Raw genomic sequence first — 24,801 nt, forward strand, 5'->3', positions numbered from 1 at the left:
ACTCTCCTCCTTATCATTAAATAAAAAATAGTTACGTTATTATATAAAGAGAAAGGACGAACCGTTCCGATAATTTTAAAAAAGATTTATATATGTAATAAAATGATAAAGTAGCTATTTTATTTGCCCATGCATCTTTTTTATAATCCGGTATAGTCTATACCATATCTATGAACAAGTAATAAACTATTTAAGTACAAAAAAGAAAATATCAATAGTTAGAAACAACTAACTCCAAAGATTCAATTAATATCCACCTGAAAATATTAAGCTATCCAAAATTCTCACAAGAGGTGACAACTTTGAAACCCCTAATTTCAATTATCCTCACTAGCTATAATAAACCTTCTTTAATTAATCAAGTTATTGAAAGTGTTCAGATGCAAACTTTTAAAGAATGGGAACTTTTTATTATGGATGATAACTCTTATCCAGATACTATAAATATCATAAAAAAGTATTTAGATGACCCTCGAATTTATTATAAGAATAGTTTTATACAAGGTAATGAAAGATATAAAACCACAAGATATGCAACGCTCATTAATGAGGCGCTTCCATTAACATGCGGAGATTATATTTGCTATTTAACCGATGATACTATGTACGTTCCAAATAGATTAGCTGAAATGTTATCTTTCTTACAAAAAAGTCCTGAAATAGATGTGGTGTATTCTTCTCAGCATGTAAAATGTGTTGATTATAATCTGCAACCTACTCATGAATATGTAAGAAAAGCCTCGGAAATTTTATATACAGCTGCAAATGTTGTGGATCACTGTTCAGTTATGCATACAAGAAGAATTTTATTAAAGGTTTATCAAAAATACAGTAATTATTGGGAGACCAATTCTCTATATTGGTTTAACGGAGATGCAATGTTTTGGAAACGTCTAAATACATTCCAACCTTTCTATCCTATTAACAAAGTGCTCGATATTACTTTCAAAACACCTTTTTCCTTCCAAAATCTATATGCCAACCTCCCATCTAAAGATTTAAATGGTATATTGCTTAGAAATTCACAAGGTGACGTATTTTTAGTTGATAATTATAAACGTAGGTCCCTATCAAAAGAAATGCTTTCTTACTTCAAATATAATCAAAATCAAATTGTCCCAATCCCCGAACCATTTATTTACAAATATACAGAAGGACCACCTATATCTCTTACAGAACCCATTCCAAATTTACGTGTTGTAAAAAATGAAAAAGGAGAATTATTTTATATAGAAAATAATCAAAAACGTCCATTTATTAACACTACAGCATTTCGCAAGTTTAAATTTTCAGCTCAAGAAATTATTAAAGTTTCGCAACGTAGTTTAGATGAATTTTCAGATGGACCACCTATTTACCCGAATTTATCTAATTACACGATCCTACCTGAAGGGAAAGTATTTATCTATCATCACAATTATTTCATTATGACAGATCGCATGCTTCACCCAATAGATAAAGACATGTTACAAAAACTGTATCTATTAAAGAACTGTATACCGATTTCAAAAACTAGCTTATCCTACTTTAAAATTGGTCCTCCTATTTCATCATACCCATCTCACTTAGCTGAAGAGTACCAAGAAGACTGACAAACGAGATTGTGCCAAGAAGGACTATCCCCATGCCCATCAACTTAAGAAAAGTAAACACCCCAAAACAAAAAAATGAGCTGTTTTCTCAAAATATCTACCTGTAGAGAAAGAAAGTTTTCATTTAGGGGGTAGTTCAAAACCTTAGCTTACTAGTAGGGGTCACTATCTATCAATATTAGTAATGCAGATAACATCATCCTATCGAATAAAACGGTTCTGGTGCAAAAATAAAGTAAAAGAGAATAAAGCATATATATTCCTAACGGAATCGTATCTTATGCTACAAGTCCAAACAATTGATGGACGAATTCTTTCTGATTTTGGATAGACTGGTTCCGTAAATTAATCTGTTCTTTTTTAATCATATGCATGGCTTCTACTCCAGAAAGAATGGATATAGCTGTGTCAAAAGATTTGAGCCCTAGCATAGAACGGATACGCTTCTTTATAAAGCGATGATCTTGTTCTACTATATTATTCAAGTACTTTTGTTGTCTAAGTTGCATACCATCAGGTATGCTTTTTTCTTTTTTCAACAGTTCAATTGCTATAGGATAAGCCGGATTCTTATCGACTGTTATCACACGTGGCTTTGATACATGAAAAGACCGCAAAGCTTTCTTGCAAAAGCGCTTTGCAGCCTTTCGGTCTCTTGTTTTGCTTAGACAAAAATCGATTGTGTTTCCTTTCGAATCAACAGCACGGTACAGGTACATCCATTGCCCTTTAACTTTTATATATGTTTCATCAACTCTCCAAGAGTCATTGGTTTGCTTGAGGTGACGACGAATTCGTTTGTCCAATTCCGGGCCATACTGATGAACCCAACGCATAATCGTGGTATGAGAAATAGATAAGCCCCGTTCCTTCATCATTTCCACCAAATCACGAAAACTGGGGTTATACCATAGGTACCATCTTACCGTTAACAAAATTATATCAGGCTGATAATGCTTCCATTTGAACAAATTTCCCTTTTTCATACTGATCACATACCTTTTCTAGAGTAGTAATATCAGTATGTCCAAGTTTTATAGATTTTTTGCACCAGAACCAGATAAGGAGTGACTGTCTTTGTATCGTCAAACATTTGAAGAATGTGTATGGGATTGCATTATGAAAGGTGGACATAGGTTTGAATGTGAAGATATATGTCGTATGAATCCATCTAGTGCTAATTTTCACGGGTACAACCCTCACTCAATACCAACAACATCTGCACCTATATCATCTTATGGTACACCTTGGGCTTACGGGTAAAACTCCTACTCACAGCCAACAATTTATTCTTCCATTTTCCCAATAGATCCAGAGTGCTACGCCCAGTGCATAAGGAATGGTCATAGTACCTTGTTCTGTCAAAATGCTTGCAGAGAGAATCCATGGTAAAAATATTTTAATTCAATAAATAAGTAAAAAAACTATCTTATCAAAGATGTTTTTTTATTTTCACACACAAGATTGTTACGAATTTAGGGCCTATTTTTTACAAATAAAAAAGATGACTCATTTCTGAGCCATCTTGAATAAATAATTCGCTATATTCTTAACTGTTTCCGCAGAATGTTCGTTTACAACAATAACTTTAATTCCCCAAAATTCCTTCATTCCGACTTTCCTCTCAACCTTTTTAATACTCTTTTATTGAAAAGAAATTGAACGAAACAAATATCGTTCCTTGTCACTTCTGCAATAGATGATGCAGTTAACAAAAGCAAGGGTATCCTCTATTTCCAAGTATTTTTGAAAACCTAAGGAAAATACGGCCCCTATTATTATATGAATTTAATCTCTTTTTTCTCCACTCTTTACTTTTATTACGTTACGTTCTTAACAATTCGCAAATACATAGTATCCTTTTTCCCAGCGTTCTTTTAACCACCGCAATTTAAATTCCATGTTTGGTTCATAGGTAACAGCTACTTCCATCAGTTTATATTCCTCTAGAATTTCCAAACATCTATTTGGGCTCGGAAGCGTGCGTATAAACTTAATATCCTCATTCTCCAAAAAACCCCATACAATTCCCTTAAAATTAATTGGGAGTAGTTCCAATATCGTATCTCTACTTAATCCCGATGATTCTAAAAAATCTTGAAGATACGATAAGGATAAATATGTCCATGAAGTACTTTGATACTCCTCTCCCAAATTTAAATTCTTATCGCTATTAGTACCACTACATTCAGTATGTCTTATCGCTTCTATTCCCCATTTCATCTTTTTCCCTCACAATCATTATTCCCAGAATCGACTAATAAGTATTTTTACTAATTTATACCAGTTACCTTTAAACATCATAATGGACTTCTCTATTCCTTCTTTTCACATAATGAATATATAGGTAGCATGAACAAATCATATTTATTATCATCGTAGAAAAACTATAAAACACATTGATTCCTAAAACATCACAGAATAATAAAGCAACCATGCTTAAAAGCTAACGTAATTAGTTTCTTTGCTTTCATATTCATATGCTCCTTTGATTGTATGATTATTTGCGTCTTTCAGCTGTTATTGTATTGCCTTTACTGTCAGTCATTTTTAGAGAACCTGCTCGTAAGAATTCAAGTTTATACTCTACAAATGCATTTGTATTCTTTGCATCTATCTTCTTACCGTCTTTTACAAACTCAGTAGGTAACAATGTGACTTGTTTCTTGTCTGCATCGAAAAGCCATGTTCCTGTCATGTGATTGTCTTCATAAGAAGATTTACCTGTATCATCATAAGCAGTAAATGAATTATCTTCACGGAAGTCTAACCCTTTATGGAATTCAGAACCTTTGTAACTACCCCACTCACCTAGTAACTCCTTACCGTCTTTTGATACTTGTACACTGTCATCATCAGAATTAGAAGTTGAAGGCTTATCGAACTGTACTCCTGTTTTCTTACCAATAGCGTTTGCTTGGTCTAATTGAGCGTCTTGAAGTGGTGCATAGCCTTTTTGCCAATACTCATTACCTTCTTTAATTAAGTCCATTGACTTTTGAGACTTATTTCGGTCTTCATCTGTAACTTTTCCTTTGCCTTTTATAATTTCAACTTGTAATGCATAGGCTTTACTGTAACAATCTACAGCTTTTAAGATTTCTTTATGTGAGTCTTCAAACTCTTTTGGCGGTTCTATTTTCTTAAACTTAGCAATACTTTTCTGTACCTCAGACTCTTCTTTCACTATCTCTTTTACTAAAGACTTTTCATCTTTGTCTTTATCCATTGCTAACTCAGTTATAACCGTAATTTTCTGTACTAACTCAGAAGATAAATTCGTCATACGTGTTGGGTACTTCTCTTTTGACAACTTCTCCTTCGTCTCTTCTTTAGACTCTACTTTCTCTTTCGGCTTTGCTTCTGTTTTATCAGTTCCACAACCTACTAACAACATGAACGGTACTGCTAATGTTACTAGTTTCTTCGCTCTCATACATCATACCCCTTATTCTGAATGAATTTTAATTATTAGTTTGTTTTACTTGCAATACTCTTTGTTGCTTCTTCGAATAACTTTGCACCTTGATGTGACTTTGTAATTGATTCTTTCAGTTTACTTTCACTCTCTTCACCTACTGCATCTGAAAGGAGTTGGAATGCATCATAGTATAAGTCCATTGATTCTTTTATCTTGTCATGCTCTGCTTTCAGTTCAGTTGGTGGTTCAAGATACTTTATTTTTCTTACATATGCTTGTGACCCACCTGTTACAAGTTGTATTTCACTCTTCTTTAAGCTTACTGATTTAATGTCTGATTTTGCTGAGTCCTCAATCAATCGTAGTGTTTCGTCTATTTTATTTGCATTGTCTAAAATATCTTGCTTGTATTTGTCAACTTCTGAACCAGTTACCTTACTAGAAGAGTTGGAAGAACTAGTAGAGTTAGAAGTACTTGACTTACTTGTCTCCTTATCTTCACCTTTCGCTATAGATAAGCTATCCTCTTTCTTGCTATCAGTTGACTTACTCTCTTTTTCTATCTTTTGCGTTTCTTCTTTCTTTGGTTCAGCTTTCTTACCATCAGTTTCAATTGTAATACAACCACTCAATAACATAACTGGTAACGCTAAACTTACTAATTTCTTTGCTTTCATGATTCCTAATACCCCTTTATTTGTAAAATTTAGTGCAAACAAGTTAATATACTTAACTAAGAAATTTTCCCCGAATAATTTCTTAGAAACTACTATCCATAGATTACCTGTATATTCATAATCTTTCTATATATATCATTTTACAAATAATTACAAATATGGTCAAAGGTATTTATGTAGTCTTTAAAGGTAAATTTATTAGATGAAAAGAAAAGTTTTATTTTTAAACCTTTTCTAATACGATCAATTGTTCATTTTCTAACGAACAAATTACAAACGAAGGTTGAGTCGTGAACATCGATTCATCGTTATTACAACAAAACAAAGGTGAAGAGGCGGATCAATAATGAAGAAAATTAACCTACTTATTGCCGGGGTGCTAACTTTAGGGTTAGTCGCTTGCGGTACAGAAGAAACAGAAGTCAAAACAAAAAAAGAAACGAAGAAAGCAGAAGAACAATAATGCCAAGAACGAGAAAGATACAATAAAATAATAGTTGAATGGGAGTCCAATACATATTATTAAAATTAAAGTGGTTCTAGTCGGAGGAAGGCACCTTAGGGTGTCTTTTCTTTATTTTCAAAAGGACCTGCTCAATTAATACGTAAAAACATAAGGTAAAGTGAATCCATTAAAATTTTTGGTAGCACTGATTATGAAGAAAATGGAAGACTATCAATAACACTGTTAAAAGAAACAGCTAAAGCCATTAAATTTCCAGTTAATCAAGGGAGACTCTTTTTCTCTAAGGGTGGTAAATTTGAAGCAGTTAAGCTGAACATTGCTGAAGTATTTGATAATTTAGAAGAGTTATCAACCATATCAAGATTTCTAACTGGGTATGCGGATTTTGTATTAGTTGGTGATGATTTAGAATTCGGCGTATGTATTGAGAGAACGGAATATCATTATGAATTCAGTATGTGGGGATTAACGAAAATCTAAATTATGAAAATAGACAAAACCACCTTTTTGATAGGTGGTTTTGTCTACTATTTCACATACACATAGGCTTCATTTGCTGTTACATAGTATGTTTTACCTTTGCTATTGTGTACTTTATATTGTGGTGAGCCATTGACACTTACTTTCGCATCAATCATGAATCCTAATCCTATATCTACAGAGCCAGCAACATCTTTGTCTTGCCAAGAAGGGTATTATTGAAACGTAGATTATTAACCTTAGCAACAACATGCTTACCTACAAAGGGACTCCACAGTAATTTCTCCTATTATATATATAAATCATGCTTAGTTAAATTGGTTTAACTTTATATGGAGCCAAAACCTCTAAAAACTTATTTTATAATTACATAAATAATCCCAATATATTTAAAATATGATATAATGATGCATTGATTACTAGTAATTAGGGGGATATACAGCATGAACTATACACATATGCCAAAAGGAATAGGAATGGTTAAGCGGACTCCATTCGCTTCGATACCGAATAAATTCATCGGTATTGGTAAGATTGTTAAAAAACAAACAAAAGTAGAGTGCCCTACATTAACCCAAGACGAACAAGAAATTATTGAAAACAAGTTATTATGTTCATTTCTTTCTGAAGAGAAGATATTGATTACTTATTATAGAGATGGTCATTTGCTTACTAGATCTGTGACTGTAACTGACATAAATCCGATAAAGAATTTAATAACTTGCACTGATGCATCTTATAACAGAATTTTCCTTAAATTTATAGATATAATTGATTTGAGATAAAAACATACAATTTTTCAAATATATCCGGGAATAAAAATGAAAGAATCTTGTATTCTAGGTTAAATACAGATAGAGAAAAATTGTAAGTTCTTGTGAGAGTTAGCAAGATAAAGGCTGTTTGTTTATGTTTTGGACTGTCTGTTATGGTTATCGAATTTACAAATACAAAAGAGGAACAGAACTTAATAGAGAAAGCTAAGGAATCATTTAGATAATAGTTAAAGCCGCCCAATTAAGGACGGCTTCAACTATTACTTCACTTTGATATATTCGTAAAACCATTTACCTTCAGGTCGAGTATCCATCCACCAAGTAATTTTATCTAATTCTGTATTAGGTAAAACTTCGGTTTCGATATTGCATAACCCTGTAAATGGATCAGTAATAATTCTACCTTTCGTTCCTCGTTCAACCATAGCTTGAATCGCTTCGTATAGCAAATTAGTACCAAATCCGCCAGACTTAACGTATTGATAACCACCGTTAGAAACAGATTGTTCTAAGTGTTTCTCTCCTGTATACCAATCTAATGTTTTGTCACCTTGCAATAAATTAATATCCACTTTCCCAATACCATCAATATAACCATTATCGGTATATTGCCAGATATCACAAGGATAAGAGGGTTTCTTTTGTGGACGGCCATCATTTGTTCCATAGCGCGGTAACCAAATAAAATCAGCTTGTACACTTTGTAAATTATAGTCACCGTACATGTGATGAGCTACATAAAATCCTACTTTCCAACCTGCAGCTTTACATGTATCAATGAAAGCTGGTGATGCTTTTGCTAAATCATTAAGGTTACCTTTGCTTTTCATTGACTTTATTATATCGTCTTCCACAATTGCATCAGCTACTGATACAAAACATCCATAAGCATATGCCGCATGTGGAATACCGTATTGCTCTAGTTTCGATACATGCTCATTATATAAATGATCTACTAATTTCGAACCGTATTGTACACGACAAATAGCTAATTCAATTTGCGGTGCTGCTACATCCCAATTAATATTATCATTCCATTTTGAAATATCTACAATGTGTCCCATTATTGAACATCTCCTTTTTCATTTTGATCAGCGTCATCTCCATGACTTGTCCAAATGCCTAGTGCAATACCAAATAAATAAACAGCTTGCTGCACCTTTTCTAAATTACCTTCAAATCCAGTTACCCCGAACACTGATAAAATCAATCCAAGACATGAAAAGAGCGCAACCCATGTTTTCCAATTGCGCAAACGTTTTAAAATATTTTCTTTTGTAAGTGGCATCTTTAATTTGCCTCCTTTTCTAAAGTATCCAATCTTTTATGAGCTTGTTTAGAACTTTCTTCTACCCTTGTAATACGTTCACCAAGTACAATCATCTGTTTTTCATTCGCCTTTATATCAATACGAATATCATCAACGCCTTTGCTGATGTACTCTAATTTCGCGTTCGTTTCTGCACTTTGTTGGCCATCCAATTTAATGGACCTTGTTTTATTTAATGAATACCCAAAATAACTAATTGCAAGAGATAGCAATGCAATTAATAAACCAAGTTCAATTGTCATTTTTTCGCTCCTTTCAAAATAAAAAAGCCTACATTTCGCACGCTTTGAAGATGCTTATTCTGCTGGTTGATATGTTACACCAGTAATCAATTCATATTGCTCCAGCGTAATTTTCCCTCTTCTTACAAATACCGCTACATCTTCATTTGATAGGAAGAAACTCGTTATAACTCCTCCTTATGGTAATTCTTCTTGTAAATCCATTCATTTAAATGTATAATTATATAAAAATTTGAATCGAGGTGAAAATCATGAGAATTTTTAGTTCATTATTGATCTCTACTATCTGTTCAACAATCCTTTTAGTTTGGAATTCCCTTTCTTTCTATACTGGATTCACAACAGGACATACATACTACTGGGTTAACGGTATCATAGCCTTGATTTTCCTTCTATTCTTTGTCTTAAATATGCGAGATATCATAAAGAAAAACTACAGAACATCAGGACAATAGGAGTTGATACATATGTGGGAAAGATTTAAAAACTATAAATATTCCTCAAAAGAATTAAAGTTCATGCTTTGGTTATTTGGTATTACTTGTTTTGTACACTCAGTCGATTTCTTTGGCGGACTATTTTCTTCCGAGTTCCTTTGGTTTAAAGGGCTTTGTGCTATAGGAGCATTGTTAGCTTTTATGGATGTTAAGCGACAAATCAATAGGTACAAGATAGCGTTGTAAAAGGAGCCATTGTAGGTTCCTTTTTCTATGCAAAATAAAAAAGCAGCTGTTAAGCTACTTTGAATTCTTCTTATCCCCAAATGAAATGATATATATATTCTCCCGTTACACGTTCATTAATTCCAGCAATCCTAGCGAATCTCATTAAGTCCGCCCCTTGAAGAAAATACACCGAAATCGTAACTGGTACTTGTGACCACATGAATTGATACAGCTCATTCACTCTCTGATTCGTCGAAACGATTAAATCATTTACAGGTCCATGATTCCATGCAGAGGTTTGAACTGAAGTGAACGGAAGGTCTTTCCCATTAACCACTATTCTTGCCACACTTTGAGTTATGTCCACAACAATCCCCTCCACCATTACAAAAATCATCCTGTTTCTATACTCATATTCTTGATTGAAATTAAATGTTTAAGGCAAACCCCTATTTTTATTTCGACTCAGATACAATTTATTTTATAAAATAAAAAGCAGCGGATTCGCTACTTTAATTCTTCTTTATTCGCTTCTATTTCTTCTTCATTAAATGATTTTTGTACATCTCTTTTTAAATCCAATCCCTTATAAACAAGTTCCTTAAACTCTTTCATAAATAATGAATCCACTAATGGATCATTCACCACTTCCCATAACCCTATCAGTTCTGTATATTTAGGCGTTCCCATGAAATATTCATGTGATTTTACAGCTTCAAAGTGTCTATGAAATTCCCAATGACATTCTTCACATAGAGGAATAAGGTTATCATAATCATTTGTCCCACCTGTTTTTAACGGGATTTTATGATGCAGATGAACATCTGTTTTTGAAAAGCATTTTTCGCACATTTTAGGTTTCTTAGTCCGCTTCCAGTATTGCTTACTTATATTTCGGAATTTCTGCCGAAGCTGTTCATATTCCTCCATCATAATTCCTCCCCTTTTAATTCTTTCGCTTTCGCATAAATAGTAGAACGCGGAACACCTGTCATTTTTGAAATATCATTTACACTCAAACCATTTTCCTTCCTATTTAAAAATAAGTTCATGGCTTGTTTAACTTGCTTTTCATCCTGCCCTTTACGTCCCATATGTTTACCCATCGCTTTAGCCCTTTCTCGACCTTCAGCTGTTCTTTCATTGATTAAATCTCTTTCAAACTCAGCAATAGCCCCTAACATAGTAAACATCAATTTACCTGCAGGTGTTGAAAAATCAATTTGTTCTTTAAGAAACACCACCGCTATTCCTCGATCAGCTAATTGATTTACAATCTTATGCAAATCAAATATTGATCTGGCCAAACGATCTATTTTACAAACAACAAATTTATCTCCTTCTCTCATATACTCTAGTGCCTTTTGCAATTCTTCCCGATCACTATTAGCTCCACTGTACTTTTCAGAATATATTTTGTCACATCTATATTCTGTTAACCTTTCAATTTGTGCATCTAAGTTTTGATCTTTTTTACTTACCCTTGCATAACCAACGATAGCCATCCAAATCACCTCAAAATAGTCTAAAAGTCTTAAGAATTATATACTTTTATTTTAGACTATCTTTTAGACATTAACAACTATCTGTTTACAAAGTTTTTACCCTATAAATTTTAATTGTACAAAAGGGTCAACTTTTAGACAGAAGAACCGGACATTCTTCACCTCTATTTTCGTTCGTTGTGTTCGTTTGTTTTGTTAGACCTTAAACCGAATCGCAACTATATTCTTCATATTTAGTAAGTAGCAATTTAGAAAACCTATAAATAAAAAAAAGAGTGCTGTAAAGAAGCACACTCATTCAAAGGACTTTACCAATCCTTACGCTTATCACAATCACAGTCACGATCATGATTACGTCTGCGACGACATTCATCACAATCACAGTCGCGGTCACGTCTACAACGACGGTCATCACAATCTCTATGTCTGCGTCTGCAAAACATTAAATCATCCCAAAATCTATTACAATCTCTGCAATGTCTGAAATTACAATTACATCCCATAAATATGATTACCTCCTCTTAACAATAGAATTCCTCATATTCTATGATTAAAAGTTAAAAACAGCTTGTTTATTAGTCTACTTTCTGCATTTTAAAGTAATAATATTATTATCTAATCTTCAAATTGCAAGTCTATTTCACCCCTTATCATCTCTTAACAACAAACAAGACGCCAGCCAGATTACGGCAGCGCCTACGATAATTGCTATACACTTAATCAAACACATTTATCCTCACATTATTTATTTCTTTGCTTCCATACCCCATTCTCTTTACGATAAGTATCCTTTCCATTCATGGAGTCAGCTGTATTACCAGGCATGCTATATCTTTTATTCTTTTTCTTAGCCTTCTTCTTCAGCCTTTTCTCTTCTTGAACAGCTTGCAAATCCGCCTTCCATTGTTTCAACAAATCCTTTTCACTTCGCATCGAATTTGTACCCCTTGGATTAAGATGTGAACCAAACAACTAGATTCTACCAATTTATATAGATATCCTTTAATCCAAGTGTTAATTTTATACAAAATAAAAGAGCACCCATAATCGATAGGTGCTCAAATATATGAAGTGGGGCAACCCCATACTCCAATATATGCTTGTCCTTATTAAAAGGTGCAAAATAAAAAGAGTACCCGTCATTAGGTACCCTTCAACAAATAAGTATGGCGCCCCAAGTTTCACCTCATATGATAACTCGTCCCACGAATTCATCATATGCTTGTCTTATTAGAATGTTCACTGGTTTAATGTGTAATTTATATATAACAAAGAAAAAAGCACCCATTTTGGATGCTTAATGTATACTAATATTAATATTGAATAGCTCTATTGATAGACTTTCTAGAACAATGAATATACTAGCTGAAGCTGATCTATATCCAATATTATTTCCTGTAACATTAATAGTAATCTCCGCTAAATGGGTTTGCACATCATCTTTTTCAAAAATTTTATCTTCAACCTTTTCAATTATTGCTACATTATCTACTTCTTTAAAAGTTTTCAGCAATTTTGTTTCTAATAAAGTAAAATCAAAATTTTCATCTTTAACTACATCAAATTTAATCTTCATTTATCTTTCCCCATTTTTAACCAGTTAATATATTGACATCAGTATAATTATATATACTTTTATTACATAATTCAAAAGTTATGTTTTATAAAACTCCCCATAGTTCACATATTTAATAGAGAGAAATAAAAAAACAAATGGCAAAAATTCCTCTTCAAAGGTCAAGATAACTCTCAACCTTCTCCAAGTCACCGCAACACTATATATTAGCTACACGCTTCACATTTGGTTAGTTCGGTGACTGGGAGAAGACTAAGAATCTTCTCGTTTATACTCCGTAGAGTCGGCTCAATACTTCGGCTACTTAATGTCATTTTCACCTTTGCAGACCAATATCGAATTATAAAGGATTAATATCAAGACGTATATATTTCTTCCGACGCCTTGTCTGAACCAATACACTAGAGGGACGGAAGGGGAATGTTTCCGCTGTATTGGCTCAAACAAAGAGCGAAAGCTCTCTGCTCTCATTTTGGTCATTAATAAGAATTGTGAGTAATTACTAATGAACGAGATTACGCATACATTTTTAGAATTTTAGAACGCAAGTGTCACTCAATCATGAGCAACCACCCCCATTCCATTTTCAAGAAACGACATATTAGAGAAATAGACTTATATTTATTATCAACCCAGAGGACGCATCCCGAGCTGAATGATAAATATAAATAATTTCGGGAAGCTCTTATTCCCTCTAGCCTCCGCGTCACCGAGTAACGTTATTATAATGGGAACGCTATCCCCAAAACGTATTCTCTTTTCAAAGAACTGTTTATGGAAATAGCTTATAATTTTCACGTTTTTATTTAGTCCCCCAAAAAGTTCGCATTTTGTTCGCGGTTTTTAGATTATCCCTAATGCTGTAGCAATCAATTTAACCGCACTCTGCTTCTTCTCATAGAAATATGTCTTCTTGAGTAGTAGATCATGATAAACGTCTGAATCCTTTACTCTCTCGTTTGTCAGAAACTTACGCTCAACGATTTTACGCTCGTCTTCATCTAATAAGTTGTTAAGCGCCTTCTCTACCTGCTGCACCTTCCAGTTACTTGTATTCCTTGAATCACGTAACTCAGGGAATAAACTGATTCCTTCCTGCTCCACTTCATTACTGAATCGCATCTTGAGTGCTCTGTATTCCTTTAATACGCTCCCTACTTCCTTTTGTACTTTCTTATCATCGATAGCTGGTAATAAAGTTAATTGTCTCTCCATGAAGGAATCCCCCTATTTCTGAATTTGTAATTTTAACATCACATAAGGTACGTGAAATTTTAATATCTCATTGTTGAATAAGGGAACGACGGTTAGTAAGTAGCCCCACCATCTACTCTCCATCGTTCCGCTATCCATTAAGCCTTTAATAATTTACGTTTCTTGTTGTTCATTTTCTCTTTCGCTGCTTCAATGTCATTCGCTACCTTTTTATGGTCCTGATCAAATTGAATCATGCTATCTATTACCGGTGTGAATCCTTGCTCATCAATGTATTGTAAGTAATCAACTGGCGCTCTTTCTGTCTGATCTGCCAGGTACCCGTAAATATCAAAGTCTGCTCTCGGTATCGACTTCTTACCTTTTGGCTGCTGCGACATCCTTACATAAGCTTGAATGACTGATAGTGGTACCAGAAATACTGACTTGTCCTTGCTAAATCCAATAAGGAAGAAACAAATCGCTCCCATCTTCTCTGCTTTCTCTAGATAATCCAATTGGTGCCGCGCAATGTTTTTTAAATCAAATCTATTTATCTCATTTGTAGACTTCGCCTCAAACGCTATAGCTCGTCCTTTATACACGCCGTCATAGTCTACTGTACTTTTAGATTCGTAATAACCATCTTTCACACGGCCATAAACCATCTTTAATACCTTTACAGGAGTCGGACGCTTGTTTATAAGCGCCACTCTCCCTCTTTGATACATTTCATTCGATAGATTGATAAGCTTTTCAAAAGCCATTCCACGGTTACCTTGTCCCATTTTTATTCCTCCATTTCTTTCTTGCAGCCTTCAAGAAAATCAATAACTTCCTGAACATGCTCCCTTGTTGTCATACTTTCCATTACGTATCCTGCATCGTTATAAACATTAACCTTATTTCCTGTAAACTCCATTCCGCACATTCCGTCTGCACCTAATAGCTTTACTTTATCTTCCACTCTGCCAACCTCGCTTTCTATTAAAATGATTATTTTGTTTAGTTTTCTTTCCAACTCTCACCCTTACGAAAATGAATATTCCATGCTTGTTGTCGTGTAAAACCTATATCTTGCAGCTCTTTTATATTTTGGGGCTCTTCAAATGTGCAAGGAACACTTATTTCTCTACTAAAATCAAAACCAGATTCAACTGTTTCATCAGAAGAAATATCGATTTCTTGAATACCACCCTGTATTTCCACACTTTCTCCTTCAGCTGTTTGTATAAAGTATTTAACACCTTCTAAATTCAGGCCCATATCCATTCCCCTTTTCTACAAAATGAAATTTTTATAATCATAATTAGATAAAAACAACATAAATTTTAATGAGACTGGGTATTTATTAGCGGTTAGGAGCGCCTTGGTCAAGCGTTCCTTTTTTGTGTGTACAAAATAGCGTTTTTGTTAAAATTTCACTTCAATATACTTCATTTATGGTATATAATGATAATCGAAAACCAAAACTTTCATTTTAGAAAAGTCCTTACGTTTATGTGAGGGCTTTTTTACATTCAAATAAGGATGTTATTTAAATTTTACAAAACCTATCTTTACCAAAATAGGTTCAAAATTACCCATTTAGCATAATATAATCCTTTTAAACATTTTAAATTTATAATTAGTAATGGAGGCATTAAAATGGGAAGCATCCCAAAATTACCATCACAACAATCATCCCTAAAAAACCAAATTAATTCTAACAATCACCAACAAACGAATAAAAAACTAAGACGTCGTCTTTTACTAGCGCTAGCTTTTATGCTACCTATTGTTATTTCCGCCCAAATCTCCCTTTATAAGCAGGAGCAAATGATTAAGAAAAAACAAATTATACTTAATAATGAAAAACAAAAATTATCTTATTTAAAGAACGTTGGACACTATCTTGAAAATGATATTAAAACTTTAACAGAGAGTGAAGAAGGTATTTTACAGTTCGGAAGAAAGTTGTATGGGTTTTCCAAGGCTGATGAAACTATATTTCTAATAGCTAAATAGCTTTTCGATATATAAGCAATTATCATTAATCAATGAGCAATTTAATGATAATCGCTTATTATCAACATCCCATTAAATAACTATTTTGTTAAGATTTTAAGTATCCAATTTCCTTTTTCGAATAATCTTTTTTATATCGCACATACTATCTCTAAGCCGACCTTTCCCCGGCTGCACTCTTTCAAAACGGAAAGCGCTCCTCCGTGCCGTGCAAGAACATGGCGGGCAACTTAATCAGTTGCCTGCTGTTTTTGTGTATAATCGTAAAAATTCTTGTGCAGTTGCGATAGGTAAGACTTTGAAGTTATCTCCATCTTTTCCCCCGCTTAACACTGTACGTGCTACTTTCATCGCATACAGCGCCCCATCTTATTCTGCTATACTAAAGCAACTAGATTACAAACAATGTTGTACTCACCAACGTATTAATTCCCCTTTCTTACGAAAAGTCCCATCATCTTACTCGATCCTGTGAGTTACATCTAGTTAATTTAGTTTTCAAAGAACAAGACTAGGGACTATCCCTCCACATTCGTTACATGTTTCGTCGGTACTGTTTCCCTACCTTCACAAGAATGAAGCAATTTCGGTTCGTTAGAACCTTATATGCATCTGTCCGCTAGTAGGCGTTGGTGACAGTTTCTTGCTTACCACGTTCCGATTGACCTAGCTATACATATATCCTTAGGTGCTTGCTGTAAGCCTGTTATCTTTACATCATCATCGTTAGATGTTCCGAATTTCATATCCTTTAATCTTACTTTTCGGTAGATAACATCGTCATTGACGACATACATATTTCTTATGTATTAATAATTTAGACCCGTATATTCGCAAGTTCGCCAGTCCGTTATTTTAGACATTCTCATCATAGATGTTTTGTAGCATCCCGACCTATCCATTACCATATGATTTCTCACTTAGGTTTTGTTCAGCCGACTTCACCTAGCTTCATACAATTTGTGACTACTATCACGCCTTGCATGTAGGAGTATTAGATAAGTAGTTTCAGCTCAACCTGACAGCTTTCATTCCTACTTTCAGTCAATCAGTTGTTGTTATCAAATTGATGACCCTCCCATTTCGTGTTTACACACTTATAAGGAAACGTGTCGCGCAAAGGATTATTTTGTTAAAATTCTGGATAAATATTAATATTCTTCATAAAGGAGGTTTACTGATGAAAATGATTTTTTTAGTTATTTTCATAACAATTTCCCTTGTAATAATTTTGTATTTTGTTGGTATGTCACTCTTTTGAAATCAACCCTAAATTAAAATAAAACTATTTAAAACATCCTCCGTTTAATTATCAATTATTCCGTCAATACTGTAGATAGGCTGTTAGCCAAAATTCATTTAAAGTAGTTTTCTCTGTATCTCCTTGCAGGGAGCAGTTAGCTTTTGCTAGCTGCTCTTATTTTCTGCAATTGGTTACATTTACCTGATGTTTTTAACGTAATATTACGTTAAAATTTAAAAGAATAAAATATATTGAGCTGTTATACCATTACCCTAGGAAACTAGGTTTTTTTTTTCTACAAAATGAAATTTTTATTAAGAGTTTATAATCTCTCTGATTTTTTTAATCTTATCTGCGTTAACGTCTCCTAAAGCTTTCATATCAATTACTACACTAGAATGTCGCGCTCCATTCAATAAATCTACGCAACATACATGTTGTTCTTTTTCATCACTGGCCTTTAATTGAATGCCTTGAAATGAGGCATCACATATATCCCTTAAATATGATTTCGTTTCAAATAGCTCATTCCAATGTTCATTCAAATACATTTTCATAAAGCTTTCGATATCTTCACCACAAGATACCTCGATCTCTTCAATAAATGAATCGTCCATTGTAAAAACGTTAAAGATCATCCAAGCTGTAATATTGTTTAATTTCACGCTGTTTTCTTTCATCATTAATCCTCCTCAAGTTCCGTAACAGTTATATAATTTCTAGCATTCTTTCGATTCGATATTCTCCTTTGATACGCTGGTCTTGTATAAAAACGAACTGTTGCAGGAAGTACGCCCATATAATCAGCGCATTCCTTTATGGTCCCGATACATAGCAATGATTCACCTTTATAAACGACGTACTCCTTTAAGTTCATTGTTCATTCTCCTTTTCTAATAAAATAGCGTTTTTGTTTAGTTTCACTCTAAAAGTAAAATTTTCATTTTTTCATTCAACCGAGTTCATAACATATTCTTTTCCTCTGATAAAATAATGATTAGGTGCCCCATGCGCATTTTATTCACTGGAAATAATACCTTTCACGTACTTACGTATTAGAAACTTCATTTCTGCTTCTTCTGCAATAGCAATTTTGTTCACTTTTTTGATACATTTATGAAACATTCATATATTATCTTTAATATGTTCTATTCTTTTTAAAGAACCATGTGAGAATACCAAAACAAGAAGCCCTAGAGCCCTAACTCTAGGGCTTCTTGTTTTTAAATAACTATTTTGTTAAAAACTCTCTTTTTTCGTTTTCTTACATTTCAAAATACAAATGTAGTAAAATATAAGAACACTATAATTTAAGGAGGTGCGAAAACTTCAAAATAATTGCAGGTAATCTCTAAATCTTGGACATACTGATACTATTACTCTAAAAAAGGGGCATGATCAGTATGGAAAAGCGAAATTTATTCAAGTGGAAACATTATCATCATGATATTATTTTGCAAACAGCAAGATGGTACCTACGGTACAACTTGAGCTTTCGTGATTTGGTGGAAATGATGGAGGAACGGGGCTTATTCGTTGCTCATACAACGATTATGCGTTGGGTTCATCAGTATGGTCCTGAATTAGACAAAAGAATCCGTCGTCATCTCAAGCAAACCAATGACTCTTGGAGAGTCGATGAAACATATATCAAAGTGAAAAGTCAATGGATGTAGCTGTATCGTGCTGTCGATTCGAAATTTACCTAAGAAAAGCAAGAAACCACAAGGCTGCTAAGCGATTCTTCAAGAAAGCTTTGCAGTCTTTTCATATTTCTGAGCCTCGTGTCGTGACAGTAGATAAGAATCCAGCTTATCCTATAGCAGTTGAAGAATTGAGAAAAGAAAAAAAGATGCCATTAGGCATCCAACTAAGGCAAGTGAAATATCTCAATAACATAGTGGAACAAGATCATCGGTTTATTAAAAAGCGGGTTCGTTCGATGTTAGGATTGAAATCCTTTCGCACAGCTACATCCATTCTTTCTGGAATAGAAGCTATGCCTATGGTGAAAAAAGGGCAACTTGTTTTATTGGACAAGTGAAGTTCATCCATCAACTATTTGGGATTGCTGCTTAAGACTAGATTTCACTAGGAAACTTTTCGCATCTTTATATCTTTCCTAAGTATTTGCACCAGAACCGTTAATAATGTTTGCACTTGAATAGATTTTGCTTTTCCATACCAATCACATCCTTCTTTAGAGTACTAGTATCAATATATCCAAGTTTAGGTGGTTACTTACAAGCGTTTTGGAGTGTTTGCACCAGAACCCATTTGTTTGACAAAATAAAAAGGAAAAACTAATTGAATAGTTTCCCCTTTTATTTTGTATTGCAGAGAATGTTATACCCTCATGCCCATCAAACTAAGCTCATGTAACGTCAATGATAAGCAAGATTGTTTCTTTTTTTCGAAAGTCTATATGTAGATGCTTTAAAGACTTTAGTTTTTTATCATCTGTTATAGTTGATATAACTAGAGTCATAATAAACCCACTGACCTGTTCCCATTCTTAACCAACCGTTCTTTTCTTCATATACTGTAACTTTTTCGCCTTTACTTGCCTTTCTAACAATAGAGTAGTTTGAACCTGCTCCACTTCGAATATTTACTCCAATACCATTGATTTCAGCCGTTCCAATTACATTTTGAACACTACCAGTTTCAATTACTAGAAGCATGTTTAGAATGAACGATGCTGTTTCACCACGGGTTGTTGTTCCTTTAGGATCGTATTGATTGTCTTCTTTACCTTTTACAATACCTAAGCCATACAATCTTTGTACGTCTTCTTTATAGTTAATTTGTTCCTTATCTACGAATGGTAAGTTTGCAACTGGCCCCCATAGACCTTTATACTGTAAAGCCCTGTTTACAATGATTGCTGATTCTTCTCTTGTAATAGGTGTGTTTGGGTCAAAAGAACCGTCTCCTCTACCTGCAATGATACCTGCACTTGCAGTTCGTTTAATACCATCTCGTAGAGTTGGGTTTGCATCATTTAAGTCTTTAAATGATGCATCTCCGGCTGGCAAGTTTAGAGACTTAGAGATTAATTGGGCAAATTCGGCTCTTGTTACTGCTCTGTTAGGTGCGAAAATTCCGTTTCCTTCCCCTACCATAATACCCCTTCTATTTAATTCTCGAATAGCTGACTCATACCCCCCCCCTGTAATATCGTCTGTTGGTTGAGAAAGGTTATTATAATTCCCCTTAACACCATTTACGAATGAATCCCATTGTCCATTGTTAATCATGTTAGCAGGACAGTTTTTACCACTCCATCTTTGGTGTTTTACGATATTATTTAACGGTACACCAGTTTCTTTCATTAAATAAGCTACAAGTTTCTTAGCATTATCTACTGCTTTACTGTAGTTACCGTCTCTGTTAACTGCGATTTCAATTGCAATAGATTGTCTATTACCTGGACCATCACCATCTCCTGCGTGCCACCCGTTTTCGTTTAATGGTAAGTGTTGATAAATCTCTTTATCGTCTACTGTAAAATGCCATGATGCAACTCGGTTTGTGTTCCCTACTGCTTGGTTATATAGGTATTGAGCATGGTTTTTAGCACCTGCTCCTACACTTGTATTATCAGTCTCATGAATTGTAATGTACTTTGGACTCATGTAGTTTTGAGGACGAATATTATCGTTACCTGCTGGAACAATCCATTCAGTGAATGGAACACCGTTTATTGTACTAGAGATGCTAGGTGATGCAGGAGATAGACTACGTTTTGTTCTGTTCGAATTGCTTGGAACAGTTAATGTACCCGTTTCTTCATGAATACCTTCTGAACGTTGAAGACTGTCTGCTTTCTTATTATCGATAGTACCTCCACCACGTCCGTCTACCCCTTCAAAACTAGCTTCAATACTTTTTAAAGCCTGTTCATCTGATGTTTGAAGTTGGTCTGTTTTACTTTGTTCCTGGACGCTTGTAGGTTGCTTATTGTTTACTGATTGTTGTTCCTCTGCAAATGATGCCAATGGTGAAGATAATACCGTTAAGCCTGCTGTTAATGCTACTACTTTTTTGTTAAATTTAATATTCATTTATAATTTGGTATATCTCACTATTTTAATAGGTATACCTTCCTCCTTGTACTTCTTTTAGTGTGAATAATAGTTTAAATAATGGTAGTTTGAATCCCCAAAATAACGACTTGATTTTTCATTTCATATAATTAACTGAAATCTATAGGTCCGCCTAGATATGTCAATATTTCAGGGTTATAACACAACACTAGGGTTCCCCCATAACTAAGACCAATGAAAAGAGAATCCAACACAGATCTCTCTTCATAATTGTTTAAATTGATATTGGGGAGTGTTTCAAACAAATATCGAAGAGAATGATAAGGACTTAAATTGTTCTCTTTTGCAGTTTCAACCACACTATACATGATGGCACTCCCTCTAGTACCTTCGTAAAAATATAGTTTAAATAACATAAATAACCTTTAATATACAAAACTATAACATTTACTTTATATCCCGTTTGATTTCTATGAAATTCAAAAACCTTTCAAAAATCCTGATTACAAATAAAAAGGGACTTCAAAACACAGAAGCCATTTTTTGTGTTGGTTTGGAATAAAGCTTGATCAAAACTCAGGGGTTTTACCGTGACAGCTTTATCTAATGACGCAAAACGGTGCAACTTTTTTTGCAAACAGTTAAATTTTATTCAAAATAGTACGACCTTATTTCACAGCAAAAACCATGTCATGTATCTTAGTACTTTGGAACTTCTAATATACTCTTTTTCTTCCCATCATATACTATAGCTGTTTTTGCTTTTATATTCTCATTGTCATATGTGAAATCTTGGTTTGAGAAATTCACAATCACTTTCATGTCATTTCCAAATGTCGTACTTTGAACTTGCCGATCTTCAGACAATACTTCAAAATTAGTCATTGGTTTTGTTACGGCTTTCTCATGAAATGGAGACCATACTTTCAAATAAGAGGTAATGATGGATTTACTTTTCTCCCATTCATTTTTATCAATATGATATAAAGGTGGTACATTATACAACATTTCAGATAACATTCTATTTCCTATCTCATCCTTAATTCTAAAACTTCCCCATGACCATTGGTGAGTCGTAATAATTGAATCATTATATACAAGTTTATATAACGGAATTGAATATACAGGATTATTATAAATATTTTTATAAATAGGCTTAATAGGTATGGTTTTTCCATTCAGTTCTGGAATAGCACCATCTGGTGAAGTGGATTTATATCCGCCTACATAATATGGGTTCTTTTTATCTCTCATATCAGAGTCGGGCCAAATCCCAGGCGTTTCTATTCCATGCGCAAAGGCAATTATATTACTAGCAAAGTCATTCCCACCTTCTGATCCGACTACCATATGTTTTTCTTCGCTAATATATTTCATTCTTTGCAGTCTTGCTTTTACATCTTGCTCCTGAGTAGTAATGTGATTTGGAGAATAATCATCATAAATTTCACCTGTAGCATCACAATCGACAAACCAAGAATTAAACGGTATATTATTTTGTAAAATATCACCTACACGTTCTTGCACACTAGGTAAGGATAAAGTTGGATTTAACTTTCTTCCTTTTCCTAAGAATCCTCCTACTTTTTCTCCTTTTTCATTCGATATTGTAGCGTTTTCATATAAAGTTTTATCTTTAAAAGAAGCTGTATTCCACTCTCTACTTCCCACTTCATGAATCGAGTGGTATGAATCATAAGGACCGATTAAATACCCCATTCTATTTGCTTCTTCTACCATTTTGGGATTCATTAATCCATTAGCCCAATTAGGTAAACCTATCCATGCTTTTTTAACATTCGATTTCTTCATATCAACTAAAACATCTGTTGTTTCTTTCTGTTCCCATCTACTTACTTCATCCACTGCCTCTGTTAACTTACTCTTAATTAATCCTTTGTTCAGTGTATATAATTCTTGTTCACTTAAGTTTTGGATTCCTTTTTTCAACAATTCATCCATTCCAGTATCTGGATTACTGAAAATATCTTTATTATAAAGTTGTTCTAATATTAATACCTGATTTATCGCATTAACTATTACTTTTTGCTGGCTTTTATCGATAGCTTTTTGATTCTTTATATCTTGCATAACAGTTTCAAAATCTTTTGAGCCATCTTCCGTATTTTCTTGTAACAACTGTGCCATCCAATTTGTAAATGGCTCATCCATTTTTTGTGTGAATTTATCCCACTTGATATTTTCTACTGAAATCCCACTGTGGTCCCAAAAATAAATATGAGGAGCACCATATAATTTTTTAATGTTCGGATTTGTTTTTGCTTTTTCTTCTAGTGTCTTAAATTCTCCCTGTTCTTTTATATAATTTTTATAAATATTTGCCATCGAGACAGGGTTTTTATCAGTTAGATACAATCTGAATCCATATTCTTTATTCTTATTAATAGAAGGATATTGATGTGTAAAACTAAACTGTATATCGGAATCAGCAGTGAAATGAATATTATCGTTATACATTTTTTCAGCTATATACATAATGGAATAATTAGATTTATTCAATGCAAAGAATCTCATAGAAAAACTTTCTATGAATGACATCTCTTGATCTTTTAAATATTCTTTCCAGTTTGGATCATTGCTAGGTATATTTTTTCCTTCCCATAATGGTAACGTATAGCTGTCCGCACTTACTTTAGGCCATGTAAATTCATTAGCTCCTTCAGACTTAGTAGATTTTAACTTAATATTTAAATAAGACTCTTTCTTTTCAATCTTCACATCTATTTGGTCATCTGGATAACTCCATGATATACAATCATCTTTTTTTATTAGATTTGTTATTTTTTTCTTCGATAGTGGTAAGGAAGCACTTTCTCTTACACCATCTTTTTCCACAAAAATTTCACCCGTTTCAGGATTCACATCAAAAGTGAAATTTTTGTATTGAGAAACCACGCTTTGTCCCTTTGTTGTAAAATCCTTTTGTTGCGCATAACTCAGGGATGGTAATGTAAGACACATTGAACTCATCAAAATTGGAATGACTAGCTTGTTCATTTTTTTATTCATACTTATAAACCTCCTTTTTTGTATTTCTATCCTACAAATACATTGTGACAGGAATGTGACAAAATGGTGAGTGGCTCAAAAAAAACGAATTCTTGCCGTGCCCCTATTTGAAATTGTCACATTTCTGTAACAACAGTGATTTATTTTATAATAGGAAACTATCATGGAAAGAAGGGGAATTTATGAAAAAATCATACCGATAGTCGCATTAATAGGCATGATGAGCTTAGGGATACAAGAAATGAATGTGAAAGCTGAGACATACAAAAGTGCAGGTTCCAAAATGGATTTTTGGAATTCTAAAAGAGGTACCGCCAGCATTTCGGAAAAAATCCACGCTAAGCAAGCCACGATAAAAAGAGCCAATTTTACCCTATCAAGAGTAAAGTTAGCTCTTTTATTAATCCACGTATTTTACCTAGAAATTTTATCTGTTCTGTCGCCTAATATTTCAATAAATTCGCTGTACTCCTATTCATATAATATCTTTTATTGTAAATCTTCGAACTCCCACAAAAGTAAATATGGTTCTGGTGCAAATACTTAGG

At 33.7% G+C, this 24,801-nt stretch carries 30 protein-coding genes and 3 pseudogenes; 10 read left to right on the forward strand and 23 right to left on the reverse strand.

The features are described 5' to 3' along the window. Window positions 1-302 precede the first annotated feature (302 nt). Window positions 303-1,592 (forward strand): glycosyltransferase family 2 protein, encoded by a 1,290-nt coding sequence (locus B5P40_RS30905; RefSeq protein ID WP_113710470.1) that lies wholly within the window; start codon window positions 303-305, stop codon window positions 1,590-1,592. Between the two features lie 278 nt (window positions 1,593-1,870). On the opposite strand, the gene B5P40_RS30910 is transcribed toward B5P40_RS30905, so the two are convergent. Next, the gene (locus tag B5P40_RS30910; RefSeq protein ID WP_113710471.1) at window positions 1,871-2,578 is read right to left on the reverse strand and encodes an IS6 family transposase; all 708 of its coding nucleotides are present in this window, start codon (window positions 2,576-2,578) and stop codon (window positions 1,871-1,873) included. Window positions 2,579-2,669: 91 nt separating this feature from the next. Between B5P40_RS30910 and B5P40_RS30915 the strand changes: the two genes are divergently transcribed. Next, window positions 2,670-2,855: a hypothetical protein gene (locus B5P40_RS30915; RefSeq protein WP_002187150.1), complete on the forward strand. Its 186-nt coding sequence runs from the start codon at window positions 2,670-2,672 to the stop codon at window positions 2,853-2,855. A 570-nt stretch (window positions 2,856-3,425) separates the two neighbouring features. On the opposite strand, the gene B5P40_RS30920 is transcribed toward B5P40_RS30915, so the two are convergent. From B5P40_RS30920 to B5P40_RS30930, 3 genes are all read right to left on the reverse strand, one after another. After that, a complete protein-coding gene (locus B5P40_RS30920) occupies window positions 3,426-3,815 on the reverse strand; it encodes a hypothetical protein (protein WP_002187147.1) in 390 nt (129 codons plus the stop codon). Window positions 3,816-4,092: 277 nt separating this feature from the next. Further along, window positions 4,093-5,028 carry a DUF3994 domain-containing protein gene (locus tag B5P40_RS30925; RefSeq protein ID WP_002191429.1) on the reverse strand — a complete coding sequence of 312 codons (936 nt, stop codon included), beginning with the start codon at window positions 5,026-5,028 and terminating at the stop codon, window positions 4,093-4,095. Between the two features lie 35 nt (window positions 5,029-5,063). Next, complete coding sequence (locus B5P40_RS30930; RefSeq protein WP_002193441.1) at window positions 5,064-5,690, reverse strand: hypothetical protein; 627 nt, start codon at window positions 5,688-5,690, stop codon at window positions 5,064-5,066. A 346-nt stretch (window positions 5,691-6,036) separates the two neighbouring features. Between B5P40_RS30930 and B5P40_RS30935 the strand changes: the two genes are divergently transcribed. Then, entirely contained in the window at window positions 6,037-6,153 is a 117-nt protein-coding gene (locus B5P40_RS30935) for a hypothetical protein (RefSeq protein WP_002191427.1), read from the forward strand. Window positions 6,154-6,312: 159 nt separating this feature from the next. Further along, a pseudogene (locus B5P40_RS30940) lies at window positions 6,313-6,636 on the forward strand (YxiF family protein); the annotation flags it as partial. Window positions 6,637-6,683: 47 nt separating this feature from the next. Here B5P40_RS30940 and B5P40_RS33890 read toward each other — a convergent pair. After that, window positions 6,684-6,907, reverse strand: a pseudogene (locus tag B5P40_RS33890) (N-acetylmuramoyl-L-alanine amidase); the annotation flags it as partial. 172 nt (window positions 6,908-7,079) lie between these two features. Between B5P40_RS33890 and B5P40_RS30950 the strand changes: the two are divergent. Then, entirely contained in the window at window positions 7,080-7,421 is a 342-nt protein-coding gene (locus tag B5P40_RS30950) for a YolD-like family protein (protein WP_002187255.1), read from the forward strand. A gap of 251 nt (window positions 7,422-7,672) precedes the next feature. Here B5P40_RS30950 and B5P40_RS30955 read toward each other — a convergent pair whose 3' ends face one another. The 4 genes from B5P40_RS30955 to B5P40_RS30970 are packed head-to-tail and all read right to left on the reverse strand — an operon-like array spanning window position 7,673 to window position 9,152. Then, complete coding sequence (locus tag B5P40_RS30955) at window positions 7,673-8,476, reverse strand: GH25 family lysozyme (protein ID WP_078177483.1); 804 nt, start codon at window positions 8,474-8,476, stop codon at window positions 7,673-7,675. Continuing rightward, on the reverse strand, window positions 8,476-8,700 hold the full coding sequence (locus B5P40_RS30960) for a hypothetical protein (protein ID WP_002191424.1): 225 nt from the start codon (window positions 8,698-8,700) through the stop codon (window positions 8,476-8,478). Before B5P40_RS30960 ends, B5P40_RS30955 begins: the two co-directional genes overlap by 1 nt. Before the next feature lie 2 nt (window positions 8,701-8,702). Then, window positions 8,703-8,984 carry a hypothetical protein gene (locus B5P40_RS30965; RefSeq protein ID WP_002191423.1) on the reverse strand — a complete coding sequence of 94 codons (282 nt, stop codon included), beginning with the start codon at window positions 8,982-8,984 and terminating at the stop codon, window positions 8,703-8,705. 54 nt (window positions 8,985-9,038) lie between these two features. Further along, the gene (locus tag B5P40_RS30970; protein WP_078177489.1) at window positions 9,039-9,152 is read right to left on the reverse strand and encodes an XkdX family protein; all 114 of its coding nucleotides are present in this window, start codon (window positions 9,150-9,152) and stop codon (window positions 9,039-9,041) included. A gap of 83 nt (window positions 9,153-9,235) precedes the next feature. Between B5P40_RS30970 and B5P40_RS33895 the strand changes: the two genes are divergently transcribed. Both B5P40_RS33895 and B5P40_RS30980 read left to right on the forward strand, forming a co-directional pair. After that, the gene (locus B5P40_RS33895; protein WP_002191422.1) at window positions 9,236-9,439 is read left to right on the forward strand and encodes a hypothetical protein; all 204 of its coding nucleotides are present in this window, start codon (window positions 9,236-9,238) and stop codon (window positions 9,437-9,439) included. A 12-nt stretch (window positions 9,440-9,451) separates the two neighbouring features. Next, window positions 9,452-9,667 carry a hypothetical protein gene (locus B5P40_RS30980; protein ID WP_002187260.1) on the forward strand — a complete coding sequence of 72 codons (216 nt, stop codon included), beginning with the start codon at window positions 9,452-9,454 and terminating at the stop codon, window positions 9,665-9,667. Between the two features lie 70 nt (window positions 9,668-9,737). On the opposite strand, the gene B5P40_RS30985 is transcribed toward B5P40_RS30980, so the two are convergent. From B5P40_RS30985 to B5P40_RS31030, 10 genes are all read right to left on the reverse strand, one after another. Next, a complete protein-coding gene (locus B5P40_RS30985; RefSeq protein WP_002078426.1) occupies window positions 9,738-10,034 on the reverse strand; it encodes a hypothetical protein in 297 nt (98 codons plus the stop codon). Between the two features lie 122 nt (window positions 10,035-10,156). Beyond that, window positions 10,157-10,579 (reverse strand): HNH endonuclease signature motif containing protein, encoded by a 423-nt coding sequence (locus B5P40_RS30990; RefSeq protein WP_078177485.1) that lies wholly within the window; start codon window positions 10,577-10,579, stop codon window positions 10,157-10,159. Continuing rightward, window positions 10,579-11,154 (reverse strand): recombinase family protein, encoded by a 576-nt coding sequence (locus B5P40_RS30995; RefSeq protein WP_078177486.1) that lies wholly within the window; start codon window positions 11,152-11,154, stop codon window positions 10,579-10,581. Before B5P40_RS30995 ends, B5P40_RS30990 begins: the two co-directional genes overlap by 1 nt. A 308-nt stretch (window positions 11,155-11,462) precedes the next feature. Further along, window positions 11,463-11,657: a hypothetical protein gene (locus B5P40_RS31000; RefSeq protein ID WP_071748230.1), complete on the reverse strand. Its 195-nt coding sequence runs from the start codon at window positions 11,655-11,657 to the stop codon at window positions 11,463-11,465. Between the two features lie 238 nt (window positions 11,658-11,895). Next, a complete protein-coding gene (locus B5P40_RS31005; RefSeq protein ID WP_002191417.1) occupies window positions 11,896-12,087 on the reverse strand; it encodes a hypothetical protein in 192 nt (63 codons plus the stop codon). Window positions 12,088-12,451: 364 nt separating this feature from the next. After that, window positions 12,452-12,730, reverse strand: coding sequence for a hypothetical protein (locus tag B5P40_RS31010; RefSeq protein ID WP_002187120.1), 279 nt, complete (start codon window positions 12,728-12,730; stop codon window positions 12,452-12,454). A gap of 843 nt (window positions 12,731-13,573) precedes the next feature. Continuing rightward, window positions 13,574-13,945: an ArpU family phage packaging/lysis transcriptional regulator gene (locus B5P40_RS31015; RefSeq protein ID WP_002191415.1), complete on the reverse strand. Its 372-nt coding sequence runs from the start codon at window positions 13,943-13,945 to the stop codon at window positions 13,574-13,576. Between the two features lie 137 nt (window positions 13,946-14,082). Beyond that, the gene (locus B5P40_RS31020) at window positions 14,083-14,712 is read right to left on the reverse strand and encodes a Holliday junction resolvase RecU (RefSeq protein ID WP_002191414.1); all 630 of its coding nucleotides are present in this window, start codon (window positions 14,710-14,712) and stop codon (window positions 14,083-14,085) included. Between the two features lie 2 nt (window positions 14,713-14,714). Then, entirely contained in the window at window positions 14,715-14,891 is a 177-nt protein-coding gene (locus tag B5P40_RS31025; RefSeq protein WP_002187114.1) for a hypothetical protein, read from the reverse strand. A gap of 38 nt (window positions 14,892-14,929) precedes the next feature. Beyond that, on the reverse strand, window positions 14,930-15,190 hold the full coding sequence (locus B5P40_RS31030; RefSeq protein WP_002191413.1) for a hypothetical protein: 261 nt from the start codon (window positions 15,188-15,190) through the stop codon (window positions 14,930-14,932). A 381-nt stretch (window positions 15,191-15,571) separates the two neighbouring features. Here B5P40_RS31030 and B5P40_RS31035 point away from each other — a divergent pair, with 381 nt between their 5' ends. After that, complete coding sequence (locus B5P40_RS31035) at window positions 15,572-15,931, forward strand: hypothetical protein (protein ID WP_002187112.1); 360 nt, start codon at window positions 15,572-15,574, stop codon at window positions 15,929-15,931. Between the two features lie 1,557 nt (window positions 15,932-17,488). Here B5P40_RS31035 and B5P40_RS31040 read toward each other — a convergent pair. Then, entirely contained in the window at window positions 17,489-17,854 is a 366-nt protein-coding gene (locus tag B5P40_RS31040) for a hypothetical protein (RefSeq protein ID WP_002191412.1), read from the reverse strand. Window positions 17,855-17,856: 2 nt separating this feature from the next. Next, window positions 17,857-18,051: a MerR family transcriptional regulator gene (locus tag B5P40_RS31045; RefSeq protein ID WP_002187109.1), complete on the reverse strand. Its 195-nt coding sequence runs from the start codon at window positions 18,049-18,051 to the stop codon at window positions 17,857-17,859. A gap of 526 nt (window positions 18,052-18,577) precedes the next feature. Here B5P40_RS31045 and B5P40_RS31050 point away from each other — a divergent pair. Then, window positions 18,578-19,253, forward strand: a pseudogene (locus tag B5P40_RS31050) (IS6 family transposase). A 377-nt stretch (window positions 19,254-19,630) separates the two neighbouring features. Here B5P40_RS31050 and B5P40_RS31055 read toward each other — a convergent pair. Together B5P40_RS31055 and B5P40_RS31065 are read right to left on the reverse strand one after the other, a co-directional pair. Next, a complete protein-coding gene (locus B5P40_RS31055) occupies window positions 19,631-21,241 on the reverse strand; it encodes an S-layer homology domain-containing protein (protein ID WP_113710472.1) in 1,611 nt (536 codons plus the stop codon). A gap of 681 nt (window positions 21,242-21,922) precedes the next feature. Next, on the reverse strand, window positions 21,923-24,253 hold the full coding sequence (locus B5P40_RS31065; protein ID WP_002187103.1) for a glycoside hydrolase: 2,331 nt from the start codon (window positions 24,251-24,253) through the stop codon (window positions 21,923-21,925). A 163-nt stretch (window positions 24,254-24,416) separates the two neighbouring features. Here B5P40_RS31065 and B5P40_RS31070 point away from each other — a divergent pair, with 163 nt between their 5' ends. Further along, entirely contained in the window at window positions 24,417-24,800 is a 384-nt protein-coding gene (locus B5P40_RS31070; RefSeq protein WP_002191405.1) for a hypothetical protein, read from the forward strand. The last annotated feature ends 1 nt before the right edge of the window (window position 24,801 follow it).

It is taken from the genome of Bacillus sp. SRB_8 (assembly GCF_003264205.1).
GTDB lineage: Bacteria > Bacillota > Bacilli > Bacillales > Bacillaceae_G > Bacillus_A > Bacillus_A mycoides.